General features: G+C 39.9%; 11 protein-coding genes and 1 pseudogene. 2 read left to right on the top strand and 10 right to left on the bottom strand.

Translation table 11 applies throughout. The features are described 5' to 3' along the window. The first annotated feature begins 335 nt into the window (after positions 1–335). Positions 336–1,364: pseudogene (locus tag HUN01_RS09940) on the top strand (IS4 family transposase). A gap of 190 nt (positions 1,365–1,554) precedes the next feature. Then, the gene (locus tag HUN01_RS09945; RefSeq protein ID WP_181931120.1) at positions 1,555–4,293 is read left to right on the top strand and encodes a cation-translocating P-type ATPase; all 2,739 of its coding nucleotides are present in this window, start codon (positions 1,555–1,557) and stop codon (positions 4,291–4,293) included. A gap of 431 nt (positions 4,294–4,724) precedes the next feature. Here HUN01_RS09945 and hppD read toward each other — a convergent pair whose 3' ends face one another. From hppD to HUN01_RS09995, 10 genes are all read right to left on the bottom strand, one after another. After that, positions 4,725–5,780 carry a 4-hydroxyphenylpyruvate dioxygenase gene (gene hppD, locus HUN01_RS09950; protein WP_181931121.1) on the bottom strand — a complete coding sequence of 352 codons (1,056 nt, stop codon included), beginning with the start codon at positions 5,778–5,780 and terminating at the stop codon, positions 4,725–4,727. 106 nt (positions 5,781–5,886) lie between these two features. Beyond that, positions 5,887–6,591: an SDR family oxidoreductase gene (locus tag HUN01_RS09955; protein ID WP_181931122.1), complete on the bottom strand. Its 705-nt coding sequence runs from the start codon at positions 6,589–6,591 to the stop codon at positions 5,887–5,889. Between the two features lie 81 nt (positions 6,592–6,672). After that, the gene (locus tag HUN01_RS09960; RefSeq protein WP_238846135.1) at positions 6,673–7,443 is read right to left on the bottom strand and encodes an NYN domain-containing protein; all 771 of its coding nucleotides are present in this window, start codon (positions 7,441–7,443) and stop codon (positions 6,673–6,675) included. Positions 7,444–7,755: 312 nt separating this feature from the next. After that, positions 7,756–8,124: an IS1/IS1595 family N-terminal zinc-binding domain-containing protein gene (locus HUN01_RS09965; RefSeq protein ID WP_181931123.1), complete on the bottom strand. Its 369-nt coding sequence runs from the start codon at positions 8,122–8,124 to the stop codon at positions 7,756–7,758. Positions 8,125–8,464: 340 nt separating this feature from the next. Beyond that, on the bottom strand, positions 8,465–9,244 hold the full coding sequence (locus HUN01_RS09970; RefSeq protein ID WP_181931124.1) for a phosphate ABC transporter ATP-binding protein: 780 nt from the start codon (positions 9,242–9,244) through the stop codon (positions 8,465–8,467). 1,226 nt (positions 9,245–10,470) lie between these two features. Continuing rightward, positions 10,471–11,265, bottom strand: coding sequence for a phosphate ABC transporter ATP-binding protein PstB (gene pstB / locus HUN01_RS09975; RefSeq protein WP_181931125.1), 795 nt, complete (start codon positions 11,263–11,265; stop codon positions 10,471–10,473). Continuing rightward, positions 11,259–12,182, bottom strand: coding sequence for a phosphate ABC transporter permease PstA (pstA, locus tag HUN01_RS09980; protein WP_181931126.1), 924 nt, complete (start codon positions 12,180–12,182; stop codon positions 11,259–11,261). The genes pstB and pstA overlap by 7 nt, the downstream gene beginning before the upstream one ends. 1 nt (position 12,183) lies before the next feature. Continuing rightward, on the bottom strand, positions 12,184–13,098 hold the full coding sequence (gene pstC, locus HUN01_RS09985; protein ID WP_181932636.1) for a phosphate ABC transporter permease subunit PstC: 915 nt from the start codon (positions 13,096–13,098) through the stop codon (positions 12,184–12,186). Between the two features lie 111 nt (positions 13,099–13,209). Beyond that, positions 13,210–14,223, bottom strand: coding sequence for a PstS family phosphate ABC transporter substrate-binding protein (locus tag HUN01_RS09990; RefSeq protein WP_181931127.1), 1,014 nt, complete (start codon positions 14,221–14,223; stop codon positions 13,210–13,212). A 539-nt stretch (positions 14,224–14,762) separates the two neighbouring features. After that, positions 14,763–15,962: an acyl-CoA dehydrogenase family protein gene (locus HUN01_RS09995; protein ID WP_181931128.1), complete on the bottom strand. Its 1,200-nt coding sequence runs from the start codon at positions 15,960–15,962 to the stop codon at positions 14,763–14,765. Positions 15,963–16,760: the final 798 nt, after the last annotated feature.

Here is a 16,760-nt window from a genome sequence, read left to right on the forward strand (position 1 = left end):
TATTTACGCAAAACTAGTACTAGTACCGCAAGGCGGAATTAAAAATTAAAAATTAAAAATTAAAAATGAAGACAGCGTAAGGGTTTTGTTGATTGGGAATGGGTGGTTTATTTCCGCCGTGCTGTACTAGTGGTCTGTCCAATTAGTTCTGAAGGGTTATAAAAGTTTGTAGTAAGGACTTTAGTCCTGAATTTTTAAGCACTTAAGTGCTTACTACAAACCTTGCAAAATTAATGGGGTTCTATGCAGAAGTGTTGAACGGTAAGAAAAATCCGATAAAAATAGCCCAAAATATGGTATTTTTGGGCGAAGGCTTAAACTATATTAGTTTGATTGTGATTATAAATTCATTTCCCAAAATTGTCAAAGATATCTTGAAAAGCCTGCCAAAAAATGATTATCCAGTATTGAATAGTCGTCTATTCTTTGAGTGCTGGCTATCCTATGCTCTGGATAATAGCTTAACAAGTATGCGAGATTTATTTAAGAGATTAAACAATACAGGATTTGAGGTAGATATTTCTACTTTTTCTAAAGCAAATTTACATCGAAGCCAAAAACAATTTCAAGGAATTTACCAAAAATTAAATGAATTAGTACAGAAGAAAATTCACAAAAAAATTACACGATAAATATGCTATTTGTCCTATTGATTCAACAATTATTACCCTGACAAGTAAATTGTTATGGGTTTTGGGTCATCATCAAGTCAAACTTTTTAGTTCTTTGAATTTAGCTACAGGTAGCCCAGAAGATAACTTGATCAATTTTGGACATGATCATGATTATAAATTTGGTTCCAAGATGATGTCTAGTCTCCCAACTAATGCTGTAGGGGGTAATGGATAGAGGCTTTGCGGGATTAAAATTCATTCAAGAATTGGTACAAGAAAACAAATATTTTGTTTTGCGGATTAAAAAACAATTTCGTTACTAGAATTTGAGGATGCAACTGGATTAGTCAAAGTAGGTGCATCTGATGAGGCTATTGCCTATAGAGTCATTAATTTTTTGTGATTTAGAAACGAAAACTGAGTTCCGCTTAGTGACTAATTTACCAAAGTCGGGAGATGCAGCTGTTAATGATGATGAAATTAGGGATATTTATCGATTACGTTGGGGAGTTGAACTCTTGTGGAAGTTTTTTAAAGATGCACTTAAAACTTGACAAATTAATTACCAAAAACGTCAACGGTATCACCATACAAATTTACGTTAGTTTAATAGCTTATCTGATTTTACAGCTTTTATCTATTCCCGCACAATGGGGACATACACTATTAGATAAATTCCGCTATTTGCAATCTTGTATGTGTCAGAAAATCAGCTATGTTCATTGGTTTGAGGAGATGATGTTATGTTGACTAATTTAGCCTTTTTAGAGTTAGTGTAACTATCTATGTAAAGTTTTGTATCAGCATTCAACATTTCTGGGTTCTATGATATCCGCTAAAATACTGTAAATGAGCAACACAGCATTTTGCTCACATTTGCATCACATTTATTTATCATAATTTTGCTGATCAGCTAATAGTCAATTTTGGCGCAAACAAAATGACAGCAACATCTGAAAAAATTATGCAGCCACGTGAATGGCACAATCTACCGGCACAGAAGGTAGCTCAACATTTAGACGCAAATTTAGAAACAGGTTTAACTTCAGATGAGGTGGTGAAACGGCAAGAACGTTTTGGTACTAATGAACTTAAGGGTAAACGTGGAACTAGCCCAGTATTAAGGTTTTTGTTGCAATTTAACCAGCCGTTATTGTACATTTTGCTGATTGCGGGTGCAATCAAAGCCTTAATCGGACAGTGGGTAAATGCTGGGGTAATTTGGGGTGTAACCCTAATTAACGCGATTATTGGTTTTATTCAAGAATCGAAAGCCGAAAGTGCGATCGCAGCCTTAGCTTCTTCAGTACAAACCAATGCAACTATCCTTCGCAACGGCCAAAAGGTACAAGTTCCCTCAATGGAGTTAGTACCAGGGGATTTGGTACTACTGACTTCTGGCGATAAAGTACCAGCGGATTTGCGTTTGATCAAATCCCGAAATCTGCAAGTGAATGAATCAGCACTTACGGGTGAGTCAGTCGCTACGGAAAAAAATACACAACCATTGAATGCAGATACAGCCCTAGCTGAACGCCTCAATATGGCTTATGCTGGTAGCTTTGTCACCTTTGGTACTGGTAGTGGGATTGTGGTGGCCATTGGAGAAGCCACGGAAACCGGACGCATTTCCCAACTCATTGAGCAAGGAACGAGTCTGAAAACTCCCTTAACTCGAAAATTTGATAAATTTAGCCGCACCTTGCTGTACATCATTCTCGGCATCGCAGCGTTGACATTTGCAGTTGGGCTGGCATACGGCAATACCTGGGCAGAAATGTTTGAAGCGGCTGTTGCCTTTGCTGTGAGTGCGATTCCTGAAGGATTGCCAGCTGTAGTAACTGTGACACTAGCAATCGGGGTTTCGCGGATGGCGCGGCGAAATGCGATCGTTCGGAAATTGCCAGCGGTGGAAACTCTTGGCGGTGCTACAGTTATCTGCTCTGACAAAACTGGTACGCTAACCGAAAACCAGATGACTGTACAAGCAATTTATGTAGGCGGTGAACAATATACGGCTACTGGTACGGGATATGCACCTGAAGGAGAAATTTTATTAGATGAACAGCCAATAGATTGGCAGAATCTTCCAGCTTTAGCAGAATGTCTCAAAGCCGGTTTGTTATGCAATGACTCCTATCTAGAACAAAAGGAAGGACAATGGCAGGTTTTTGGAGATCCGACAGAGGGAGCATTGATCGCCGTTGCTGATAAAGTTGGACTGAATCGCAATAACTTAGAAGCCCAAATGCCCAGGCTGGATGTCATCCCATTTGAATCTGAGTTTCAATATATGGCAACTTTGCATGAAGATGGGAGTAGAGAAAATTCTTCACGAGTTAAAACTATTTACGTTAAAGGTTCGGTAGAGGCAATTCTGAAACGTTGTCAGCAGATGTTAAATGCTGAGGGAAACCTTACCCCTGTAAATGCAGAAACCATACATCAAGAAGTTGATGTGATGGCGAATCTTGGGTTACGGGTGCTAGCTTTTGCGAATAAATCTGTATCCCATACTCAAGATTCACTCGATCATGCAGATATCGAAAAGGATTTGGTTTTCTTGGGATTGCAAGGGATGATTGATCCACCCAGAAGCGAGGCTATCAAGGCTGTAGAAGCCTGTCAAAATGCTGGGATTCAAGTCAAAATGATTACAGGCGATCATGCTGTAACTGCAAGAGCGATCGCTCAAAGTATGGGCTTCAATAAAAATGGTGAAGTTCTAGCTTTTACAGGCAATGAACTGGCTCAAATGGATCAATCAGAACTGGCTACAGCGATAGAAGATGGGGCAGTATTTGCCCGTGTTGCTCCCGAACAGAAACTTCGCATTGTTGAAGCCCTCCAAGCTAAAGGAGAGGTTGTTGCCATGACTGGGGATGGTGTCAATGATGCACCAGCCCTAAAACAAGCAGATATTGGTATTGCAATGGGAGGTGCTGGTACAGAGGTAGCCAAAGAAGCCTCAGATATGATTTTGACTGATGATAACTTCGCCTCAATAGAAGCTGCTGTCGAGGAAGGGCGGACTGTTTATCGAAATTTGCTCAAAGCGATCGCCTTCATTCTACCGGTTAATGGTGGCGAATCGATGACGATTTTGATTAGTGTTTTATTTGCCAGAGAATTGCCCATTTTATCTTTACAAGTTTTGTGGCTGAATATGGTTAATTCTATTGCCATGACAGTACCCTTAGCCTTTGAGCCAAAGTCTGAACGGGTAATGGAACAATCACCCCGCAGCCCCCGCGAACCGTTACTTTCTAAAAGTTTAGTCAAGCGGATTCTGACAGTTTCTCTCTTTAACTGGATTTTGATTTTTGGTGTATTTGAATGGATACGACAAACTACAGGAAATATCGATTTAGCCCGAACAATGGCAATTCAGGCTTTAGTCGCCGGGAGAATTTTTTATCTTTTAAGTATTAGTCAATTAGGAATGGCTCTAGTTAATACGATTCGGGGAGTCAGGCAGACATTTAGTGATGCCTCAGCAATGGGAATTGGTATTGCTACTACAATAGTTTTGCAGATTATTTTTAGTCAGTGGAACTTAATGAATAGCTTATTTTCTACTGCGCCACTGAATTTAAATCAATGGTTAATTTGCTTCCTTATAGGATTGCCAATGATTGGAGTATCAATTATAGTAAATCGTTTCGACCCTCTCAACTGATTTACAAGAGAAGGCAGGAGGCAGAAGGAAAGAGGCAGTGTGTCATATCATGTCCGGTTAAAGACTTATCATTAAGGCAGCAGAAGGGGGGTGGAGAGTCACAGAGGAAGCCCGGATTTCTCACCACACCTCTCAAAGCCTGCTCTTGAGCAGGGGAGCAGGGGAGGAGTTTTTGGGTTTCTGCATAGATTCGGTAATCATAACTAAATTAACCGGACTTGATATCAGCCTTAACTTGACACCAATGGTAATACCATTTCACGAAGAATCTGATACAAATGTAACCTCTGAAAGCTTTGCTGTATCTAAGTTTTTTAATTGCGTTAGCGGAGCGGGGCGTTAGCAAATCGTGAATTAGTATAAGATGTACACCCCACTAGAGTTATGTTTCATTCGGTTATACAAATTGAATATTTTTAGCTTAGAAGTCGTTATTGCAAAGTCCCGCGTTTGATTTGTTCGCTTTCAATGGCTTCAAATAAGGCGCGAAAGTTTCCTTCCCCAAAACCTTGAGCTTGGAAACGACGCTCAATAAACTCAAAGAAAAATGTCGGCTGCTCAAAAATTGGCTGAGTAAAAATTTGCAGTAATAAGGGTGCGGGATTTCGTCCCTCTAGGGGAGTATATTCTTGCCAGTCTACGAGAATTTCTTGTTGGGCGATCGCTTCCAGTTCTAGAGGTGATAGTGTCAGTCCTGGACGCTGTTTCAGCTGTGAATAGTAGGTTTGGGGAACTGAGAGTAAGGATAAACCACTGGCACGAAATTTAGCGATCGCACTTACAAGATTAGTTGTCCGCAAAGCAATATGCTGAATTCCTGGGCCCCGGTTGACATCTAGAAACTCCTGAATTTGAGAATTTCTGGAAGCCGGTTCATTAATTGGCAATTGGACGCTACCGTTACGCGAAATCATCACCTGGCTGTGTAAAGCTGAACGATTGGTTTTAATTTTAAATGCTTGCTGTGGTTGAAAATCTAGGATGTTTTCGTACCAAGCCACAGCACGCTCTAATTCACCAACTGCCACATTCAGCACTACGTGATCTATGGCGGTAAAAGTGTTGTCATTTGTCTTTTGTCCTTTGTCAAAAACTAATGACCTTTCTATCAACGTATGAGTGAGTCCACCCCAGGCGGCAATTTTGCCACATTTGAGGAATGCCGTACCCACCTGGCGTTCCTGGACGGGTTGTAGGATTGTAGCACCGTGTTTTTGAGCTAGTGCGATCGCAGCTTCTACATCTTCCACAGCAAAAGCGACATCTGCCACACCAGGTGGATATTGACGCAGAAACTCAGCTACCGGACTTGTAGGTAACAGTGGTGAAGATAGAAAAAAGCATACAGCGCCATTTTGCACCACTTCTGTACAAGTGTGAAATGAATTGCTGCGATCGGTTACTGGTTGAAAACCAAGATGGTGTACAAACCAATCCCGCCATACTTTGGCATCTTCTACATAGAAATGAACGTGATCAATTTTCATAGATACTGAAAATCCAGCATAAAAGTTTATATATCTGTAAATTTTGCCTTTTTTGCTAGATTTTCACGTCTTTCCTAAGCAAGAAATATGTAGGCGCACTCCCCCTTTAAAAGAACAGATGACTATCAGATTGAATGTTAATTTCCATTGGCACAGCTTGCGGTTCGGCAGAAATGGCAAAGAAAATAGCATTGGCAGCAGTTTCAGCACTGAGCATTTTTTTCCGGTCTACTTTTAGGTTGACGTTATCCCAAAAAGGAGAATCTACCCCACCAAAGTAGAATAGCGTGAACTTGATACCAAAACGCTTGAGTTCCTCTGCCATGCACTTGCTAAAACCGACAACACCAAACTTAGAAGCAGAATAAGCTGCTGCCATCCCCATCGAATGCTTGCCCAAAATTCCTACCACATTACAGATGTGACCAGACTTGCGCTTTTGCATCTCTTCAGCAGCCGCCTGAGTGGTGTAAAAACTGCCTTTTAAGTTGACATCTAACATCTTGTCTAAATCAGCGGGTTCCAGGCTGTTGTAGGGCTTGAGTATACCAGCACCAGCTGCATTCACTAAAATATCGATTTGACCAAACTCAGCGATGGTCTTTTCTATCAAAGTATCTACCTGTTGGGGATCAGTAATATCAGTGGGAACGGTCAAAACTTGCCCTGGTAAATCATTTGCCAGTGTTGTTAAACGAACCGCATCTCTCGCAGCCAGTACCAACCGGACTCCGGTAGGCGCAAGTTTGTGTGTTAAAGCTGAACCAATACCACCAGTAGCACCGACAATAACAACGACTTTATCTTGCATCGTATTATTTACATTTCTTTACATCTTTTTACATAATACTGAATTACAGGCTCAGGTTGTAAGTAGACATCAAGAAAGTATTTACTCGCAGGGTAGTGCTGTTACCTCATATTCCTTGCCATTTGCTTTTAATGTAAATGTGGAAGACGATTTTAGATATTTAAGAAAACTAGAACCTAAGTTTAATTTTTTAATAATTGAATTGGGTGATTCTCCGGTAATTTTCCGTAACTCTGAGCCTAGCATAGACACAGATAATTTAGTTTTAGGAGATTTTCTTTGTATATCTTGAATAACTTTTAATAGTATTTTATCTAATGCTTTTCCATTAGTAACTTTCGCAAAATCTTCTTTTTTAGCTTCTGGAATAGATTCTGTAAAAGAGTTATCTAAGACAGAAATGACTTTCTCATTTTCTGGTGAACTCGAATTATCTTGAATATTAATATCACATTTTTCTTGAAATAACGTTGCAACATCTACTAACCTGTTTAATTGAGCATTGATTAATTCCTGTTCACTTTTAATTAAATCTTGAATTGGATCAACCACTTTTACTTTTTCCAAGGATGGAACTTCTGTTGCCACTGATAATGAATAATGAGTTAATTTGCCAGAATTACGATTTTCTATATGCAAACTTTGCCCTTGTCTACGTACCCAATAGACAATCAACCCTTGGTTTTGGAGTTCGTTACATAGGTGAATTAAAATTCCATCGCTAGAACAGACTAATATTTCTTTAACTGTTGGATAAGAGCGTAAAATACAAGCACCGAATGCAATCATTTTTGCATCAGCACTATTTTTACCTTCAGGCACATGGACAAGTTGATAGCCCTGACTTTTCACGGCATCTGGAAAACCTCTCTCTAAATCTCTCTCCTAAAAGGAGAGAGACTTTGAATTTTCCCCTTCCCGCATCGGGAAGGGGGTTAGGGGGTTAGGTTTTTTGTGGACTTTTCCACATAACGTGAAAAGTCAGGTTGATAGCCACGGTTTAGTTCAATATCTTGCTTACCAATACTGGGATTTCTCCAGTTAGCAAATGCCATTTTAACTTGGAGAGGATACTGACAAACACTAGCTAAAAGCTAAAAATAATTCAGAATTAATATCTAATTTTAAGTTTTCTGCATCCAAAAGTAGAAGAGATATTCCTGTTTATAACTGATGTTTAACTTCATTTTTTTGCTGAATTTTCAGGATCAATTGGCTGAACATATCAGATTCTAGCCAATCAGGCGATAATATAGCTTGCAGCAGTTTTTCAGCTAATATAAAACTAAAAGAGCCAAGACTTTTCTCTGCTACTTTTTCTTCTACTAGGTTTTTCACTAAAGAAAATTCCGTCTCTTTAGCCATAGATACTTTACTGTGCCCGTTGCTGTTAGCAAGCAAGTCACTTTTTAAGGAATGAGGAAATACAGGCTCAAGGAATTGTTTACCACAATTTTTGCAGAGGTAATTCTGCTGGTCATTGTGACGACCATTTTTATAATATGAAGTAGATTCGCACAGAGGACATTTCATCTTGTGATTCAGGTGGTCTAAAAAAGATACCTGTCTTTAAGTATATAGTATAAAAAAATACTGTCAACGTCAGTTAACGTGAGTTCGACAAGTCTTATTTGACCTCTCCCCCAACCCCTCTCCGACACGGAGAGGGGAGCAAAAAGCTGAATTTTTCGTTGCTCCTCCCTTTCCGTTTCGGAGAGGGAGGCTGGGAGGGAGAGGTTCATCGAACTCACGTTCAGTTCGTATTGCCCAACACAAAAAAACTCAAAGCAAGCGGAAATTAAATTTAACTCCTCATTTCCGCCTGCTTGCACTATTTCATAGCTCTCTGAATAGCTAGAATTTAAGAAATACTTCAACTAACGCGGGCGAAAACATAGTCACGAGTGCGACAATCCACGGGGTTAGTAAAGATTTTATGTGTAGTACCAAATTCAACCATTTGAGTAATACGATTTTCATTGTTATAAAAGAAAGCCGTAAAATCAGATAGGCGAGTAACTTGCTGCAAATTGTGAGTAACAATCACAATTGTCAACTCAGAGCGTAAGTTATGGATCAAATGCTCAATTTTCGTACTACCAGCAGGATCAAGACCTGAACAAGGTTCATCCATCAACAAAACATTCGGTTTGACTGCTAAAGCACGAGCAATACATAATCTTTGTTGTTGACCACCAGAAAGTTCTAAAGCAGATTTGTGCAGCTTATTTTTCACTTCATCCCAAAGTTCGGCAGCTTTAATGGCAGATTCAACAATCCCATCTAATTCTACTTTCGGATGCCATCCAACTAATTTCACGCCATAAGCTACATTATCATAAACGCTCATGGGAAAAAGATTTGGCTTGGGAAAAACCATACTCACTTGGCGACGTAAACGATTGATATTGACACGACGCTCATAAATACTTTGCCCGTAAAATTCTACTCTTCCTTCAACCCTCACATCTCCTTCTAATTCAGTCATGCGATTTAACGATTTAAGAAAAGTAGACTTACCACAACCACTAGAACCAATAATTGCCGTGACTTGGTTTTGGTAAATATCCATTGACACGCCTTCAACTATCTTTTGAGTGTCGTAATAGAAGCTGAAGTTTTTGACTCTGATGGCTGGAATTAGTTTACTCATATTCCCAAAACGTGTGAAACAAAACTTGATTTAGTAAAACAGTACAAATCAGCAATGCTGTTTAACTATGTTACTCCCAAAATGAGATATTCATGGAAATTACGTAGCTATACAGTAGTCATCCAGCAGATAAGTGGTTAGTAGATATTTATATAATGCCGTGTCCCAAAATTTACTTTTTACAGACATTTTCTACCACCTTCTCCACATTGACTAACACCTCTTGGTTAAGGGGGAAAGTAGAAAGATTGCTTGCCCTGAATCGTCATATTTTCATGACTTAACCTTTCTGACAAATTGATAAAAATATTATCAATAAAAAGCAAAGGGTATTTCAAAAAGCAAAATTTTATCTCGTTGTTATAATTGTTGCGCTTTGTAAGCCTACTTAATTTAATCATTAGATTAGTACCTCCTCATGAAAAAGATTAGTCGCTCAAAAATGCCTTACCACTCATGATATTTTTAATTCCATTTTTCTGTTGTTATATTTCAGGTTGAAAATTTTTGATAATATTTAGATACCGTGTTTTCTTTTAATTAAAAATATTGGCTCAACTGTTATAAAATGACGATTATGTTTAGCTAAAATAACTTTATTAATTAAATTTTAGATGCTTGTTATTCAAGATGATGTAGAAGAATATGTAAAATTCAACAACTATTTTCAGTTTTTGGCAGCTATGTCTGGGTTCAACTAAATCTCGGAACGGGCAAAATCCCCTTGTTAAATAAAGGTAGGGCAAACTTCCGCTACAGTGTACTAGTTTACTACCATCGTAGGATCTGTGAAAGTTCAAAGTACGGAATGTGGGTTTGAAATGCTTGTATAGTCTACGTTTTAAGATTTTTTGTTATATCCTCAGCCTCAGAGACTCACTAGATACTTAAAAACTCTAATCATCATTAAATTTACTACGAAAATAAAAAAATAAAGCGCCTGTCGATCGCAGGCGCTTTATCGCAACTTTTAAGTGATTATCATTCTTAGCTGAACTTGCTCTATTTTCGCAAAATGCGATCGCTTTAGGGACTTCCAGAAAATAAATTATCCAATTTACTCAGATAATATTTTTCTTTCTCCCCCTGCTCCCTGCTCCCTGCCCCCCTGCCTACACCGCGATAGGATATTTTATTTAGTTGGAAGTCTCTTACCCGCTCGTAGACATCGCTTGAAGGGGCGAGAAACCAGATATAGCAAGCTTTGAGTTTTCTATAAAATATTCTTATCCAAAACGACCATTCACATAGTCTGCCGTTTGTTGCTTCAAGGGGTGATTAAAAATCTTTTCTGTCCGATCAAATTCCACCAACTCACCTAAATACATAAACGCGGTGTAATCAGAAACACGAGCGGCCTGCTGCATATTGTGAGTGACAATCAAAATCGTCACCGTTTCCTTTAATTGATCGATCAACTCTTCAATGCTGGCGGTAGCTATGGGGTCTAAAGCTGATGTCGGCTCATCAAATAGAACAATCTCAGGGTCAGTCGCCAAAGCGCGGGCGATACACAATCGCTGCTGTTGACCACCAGAAAGGTTAAAAGCTAAATCATTCAAGCGATCCTTGACTTCATTCCACAAAGCTGCTTCATGCAAAGCTTTCTCTACTTTTTCATCAAGGACTGCACGTTTCGATTCACCCCGCACCTTCAAACCATAAGCCACATTTTCGTAAATGGATTTAGGAAAGGGATTAGGTCTTTGAAACACCATACTAATCCGCATCCGTACCTCAATTGGGTCAACCTTATTACTGAGCAGGTTAATCCCATCTGGCTCAAGGGTGATTTCCCCTTTATATCTATTTCCAGGATAGAGGTCATGCATTCGATTAAAACAACGTAACAGAGTGGTTTTACCACATCCAGAAGGGCCAATCAGCGCCGTTACTTGTTTTTCACCCACTGACATATTAATGTCTTTGAGAGCGTGGACTGTTCCACCGTAGTAGAAATTTAGATAATTGACCGAAGCTTTGATGGATTTTTCTAAGGTTGATGATGCAATTTCTACCATTTGATTTTTTTGCGTAAACGATAGCGGATATAAATTGCTACAGCGTTCATAGCCAAAGTAATGGCAATTAGAACAATACCTGCTGCTGCTGCATTCACCTGAAACTCAGCTTGGGGACGAGAGACCCAATCGAACATTTGAATGGGCATAACTGTAAACGGAGCGAGTAACCAAGAGAATGAGATGTAGGGAAACTGCCCAGTAATTGGTGGTTCTGGTAAGAAGGCTATAAATGTCAGCGCACCAATGGTAATTAGGGGTGCAGTTTCACCAATAGCTCTTGCCAAGGCAACAATAATCCCAGTGAGAATTGTGCCTGTTGAGTAAGGCAAAATATGATCCCAAATCATTTGCCATTTAGAAGCCCCAGTTGCATAGGCAGCTTCACGGATACTATTTGGTATAGCACGTAAAGCCTCGCGAGTAGAAACGATCACCACTGGTAAAACCAATAACGCCAAGGTAAAGCCAGCAGTAATAATGCTTCGGCCGAAGTTGAACCCATAAACAAACACGCCCAAAGCCAAAAGTCCGTAAATAATCGAGGGAACACCAGCTAAGTTGGTGACATTAATTTCAATTACATCAGACAACCAATTTTTTCGGGCATACTCTTCTAAGTAAATACCTGATGCTATACCAATGGGTATAGCTACTAAAGACGTTACAAACATTACCAAGAGCGTTCCTACCGAAGCTGAGAGAATACCTGCTTCTTCCGCCCTGCGACTAGGAAACGAAGTCAAAAATTGCCACGAAAGACGTGGAAAACCATCGGTGATTAAATCAAACAATAGTGCCAGTAATGTGACAATACCAAACAGCATTGACAATATGCCAATAATGTTGAAAATATATTGCGATCGCTTATTCCGACTAATAGTCTTACGGACTTCTTGAATATTAAGAGTTGTCATATCAATAAATTTCTCGATAGCGCTTGGTGAGAAAATGACCAATGATGTTGAAGACTAAAGTCATTAGCACTAACGTCAGTCCAACTGCAAAGATGGTCTGATATTCCAGGCTGCCATGAGGTAGGTCGCCGAGACTCACCGATACAATGTAGGCTGTCATTGTAGCGGCTGGTTCCATCGGGTTAAGGGTCAGGTTTGGTTGTCCACCCGCAGCAATAGCCACTATCATCGTTTCACCGATCGCACGAGAAATCCCCAAAATGTAAGCCGCAGAGATGCCAGAAATAGAAGCTGGTAATATGACTCGCAAAGCTGTCTGGAAGCGGGTAGCCCCCATTGCATAAGAAGCCTCGCGTAGATGTGCGGGTACTGTACGCATGGCATCTTCGCTCAGGGAACTGACATAAGGAATAATCATAATACCGATGACGAGTCCCGCACTTAACATACTAAAACCAGGTAAATCTGGCAGAATTACCTGCAACAAGGGTGTGAGAAATAAGAGCGCAAAATAACCGTAAACTACCGTGGGAATACCCGCCAACAATTCTAAAGCTGGCTTGACAATTTCCCGAAGGATGGGTGAAGCAAATTCACTCAAGTAAACAGCAATAATTGTACCTAGTGGTACTGCTACTAATAAAGCAACTAATGTGGTAACTAATGTTCCTGTCATCAGGGGCAAAATACCGTAATGCTTATCATCAAATAACGGTGTCCATTGAGTATCTGTAAGGAATTCCCATAAAGATACTTTTTGAAAAAATAGAATTGACTCGTAAAATAAGATACCAAGAATTGCTAATGTAGTTGCCACAGAAGAAAGTGCTGCTAGAAACAAGACAGACTCAATTGCCCGTTCTTGCAAATCACGCACTAGCTTTCGAGAAAGTTGAGTTTGTTTTGCACTACTCATGCTGGGATGCGATCGCTTTTTGTATGATGAATTTAAATACACAAAGAGAGGTACTACACCTCCCTTTGATGAATGGCAGATTTTGAACTAGTTCAAAAATCACAATTAGGCTTATTCTCTGGCTTCACGGCTTAATAATTCTTCAATTTTCAACCCAACTGATTCTTGACCACCAAAAATCGTGCCATATCTCTTCTTATTGAAGTGATTCTGGGCGGTAGTGTATGCTGACGCTGGTAGAGCAACGTATTTTACTTCTTGAGAAAACTTAGCTGCATTTTGCAAGTAAAATTGCACAAACTGCTTGACTTGTGGCTTGTCAATAGACTTGGAACTAACATAGATAAAAATGGGACGAGATAGTGGATTGTAACTACCATTTTTCACTGTCGCTTCCGAAGGCAATACGCCGTTAACTGGCACTGCCTTGAGTTTATTTTTATTTTCTGCGTAATAGGCATAACCAAAGTAACCAAGGGCGTTCTTATCACGGCTAACACCTTGTACAAGTACGTTGTCATCTTCGCTAGCAGTAAAGTCACCCCGGCTAGACTTGGCTTTGCCAACAATAGCTTCGGTAAAGTAATCGAAGGTTCCAGAGTTTGCACCAGGACCAAACAATTTCAGAGGTGCATTGGGGAATCCGTTACGAACCTGATTCCAGTTGTTGACCTTACCCTGTGCCCCAGGTTCCCAAATTTTCTTCAATTCGGCAACTGTGAGATTTTTTGCCCAGGAATTTTGGGGGTGAACCACTACTGTTAAAGCATCATAAGCTACTGGTAGTTCAACATAACGAATGCCCGCAGCTTTGCAAGCATCGATTTCTTTTTGTAGGATGGGACGAGATGCACCAGAGATGTCTGTCTCGCCACGACAGAACTTTTTGAAGCCGCCGCCAGTACCAGAAACGCCTACTGTAACTCTCACTCTACCGCTTTGCGCTTTTTGGAAGTCTTCTGCTGCTGCTTCCGTAATTGGGAAAACGGTGCTAGAACCATCAACCGTAACTGTGCTGACGCTTTGGGAATGAACCGCAGATATTGATAGACCAAATGTGGCGGTTACTATTGAGACTAGACCTAATACTGTCAGGCTGTTAAGCTTAAAGTTCATCTTGTTCATAACAAAATTCCTAGTTTGTTGGACATTGAATTTCCGCTAATTCACCTCAAAAAATAACTACTTTTTCAAGTTAAAAGTTTAGTGAATAAACGGAATGTCCATAGTCAAGAAGATGACATGATTAGTTAATGCATGAGTTAAATTTTAGTTAATTAAAGGTTAATCATGATTGATACATTTATCGGGCGAAATATAGCCAGAGTGAGCTATGTAAGCAGCAAATACGGATATATCAATCTAAGAAATATGTAAACTGCTATTTGATTGAGTTAAAGTGGATGGTTGATTTACGTCGTGCCGTACTATAGGACTCATCAAAAATTAAAGCTGATTCCTATAGATTTCTCACTTAATTGCAGAGCAGAAGTTAAAATCGATTTTAAAAGCTAAATAAATATAGTGAAATTAGTTAAACAAAATAAAACCCAATAATTAACGCTTAATATTAAGCTTTGTTCTTCAACCCAACCTTGATATAATTCCAAATATATATTGGGAATTGTGCATTGGGCATTAGTTATTTCTCCCCCTCTCCCCACCTACTTTACCTTCAGCACCGACTTCCCTAAAGACTGGCAAATAACATCATTTTGCGGTGTATGGATACGGCTGCACAGAACGTCACGGTAATGTCGTTCTAAAGGATTCCTTTTTAATAGACCAGGATTACCTGTCAGTTCTAAAGCAATCTCCACAGCACGAATTGAGTTAGTTGTAGTGAGATATTTAACAGCTTGTGCCTGTAAACCTACATTAGGCTCATACTCGCCTTTATCAATATCTTCAGCCAAACTATAAATCAATCTATTGTTAGCAAACAACAGTGCTTCTATTTCACCCACAGCAGTTTGGAAGCGTGGCAGAGTTGCCAGTGGCTCTTTGAGATTAGAAGGCGATCGCTCCCAAAGATATTTAGCCAGCCAGTCTCGCGCACTAGTAGCAACACCGAGATATAAAGCACTTACTGTCAAACTACCCCAAGTGGAAATCAGCGGATCAAAAGATGGCGTCGCAGATATGGGGCTGATATTGAGAGCATACTCTGAGGGAATTAATACATTCTCTAAAATTAGATCGTGGCTGCCTGTCGCTCTCATCCCCAAGTGATCCCAGGTTTCAACAATTCGCAAACCTGGCAGATCGCGCGGAACCAGAAAACTTCCAACTTGTGGTTCATCCTCAGTTGTCCGTGCCCAAACAACAAAGTAGCTAAGAATGGGACTACCCGTGGTGTACTGCTTATGTCCTGTTAAACACCAGCCCTCTATTGTTCGTTCGGCAATTGTCGCAGGCAATCCGCCTCTAGCTGGCGTTCCTAACTCTGGTTCAACACGGGCAGCATTGAGCAGGGCAATGCCTTCGATTGATTCACGACACAGCCGCTTATATACTTCTGGATGCCAGCGACGACTACGAGCCGCATGAGCATGTTGAAGATAGTGCATTGTCAGTACTAGCGCGGTTGAAGCATCGCCACGCGCTATCCCTTCAATCACTCGACAGATAGTTGGCAACCCCAAACCCTGACCACCTAATTCATGTGGAATGGTGAGGCTGAGTAATCCTGCCTCATGCAAAGCTGTAAAATTCTCAAAGGGAAAGGAACCATCTTTGTCATGTACCCCTGCACGGGTGGCAAAGTCTTTGGCTAGAGCCTCAACTCGGTCGAAAATATTGGGGAGAGTTTCTAAGCCTTTGGCTACAAAGGTGTCTGACACTGCTTGCTCCAACTGTGACATAAATACTCCTGCAAAACTCACTTTACTACTACTGAATCCCATCCCGCGAAAAATTGATCTTCCTGCAAACTTATAAATGCTTCTATCGGAGTTAAGCGATCGCAACTACTTATAGCCTAAATCCTGCCTTCTTTTGTTCGTCAGTTTTTGACCTCAATATCAGTCATTACACAAGTAGTATTTTATACTACTATAAGTCAGTCGGAATTTAGTAATTGAAATTTCTGTAAGTATGACACAAACTGCTTTCACAGAGCAAGACAAACCAGAGGATTTAGCGATCGCCCCACTTAACGAATCGCCAAATTGCATACAATTGTGACGAGATGTAAAATCAAAAAACAGTTTAGAAATTGGCCATTCCACACTTTCAACAAAACTCAATATATATACGTTTTATCGTGCCGACTTACTTATTCCCTTATTTCCTGTTAAGAGTTCCCTCTCTACGCAAGTAAGTTTTCCGAATCAAATCGTATTCCTACGCATTTAGTACTTTACTTGATCGCATCGTAATCCTAGAGTTTTAAAAAACTAACTTGCGACTTATTTTCATTTTTTTAACTATAGGCTCATTTAAATATGAGGAATTTTTTTCAACTTATATCAAGCTGCAATATGCATTTCTGCTATATCCTCGCATGGTGAAAGTGCTATGGTTGTGGTATTTTACTAGTGTGTGTGCTTGATCACACTATTAAGGTGTTTAACCTCACTGCTAATTCAAACAACTTACTATATGCCTTAAGCAGACAACATCTGCCACCATCACTTTCATCATGCTACACTGCATATCTG

This window comes from Nostoc edaphicum CCNP1411 (assembly GCF_014023275.1).
In the GTDB taxonomy this organism is placed as follows: Bacteria; Cyanobacteriota; Cyanobacteriia; order Cyanobacteriales; family Nostocaceae; genus Nostoc; species Nostoc edaphicum_A.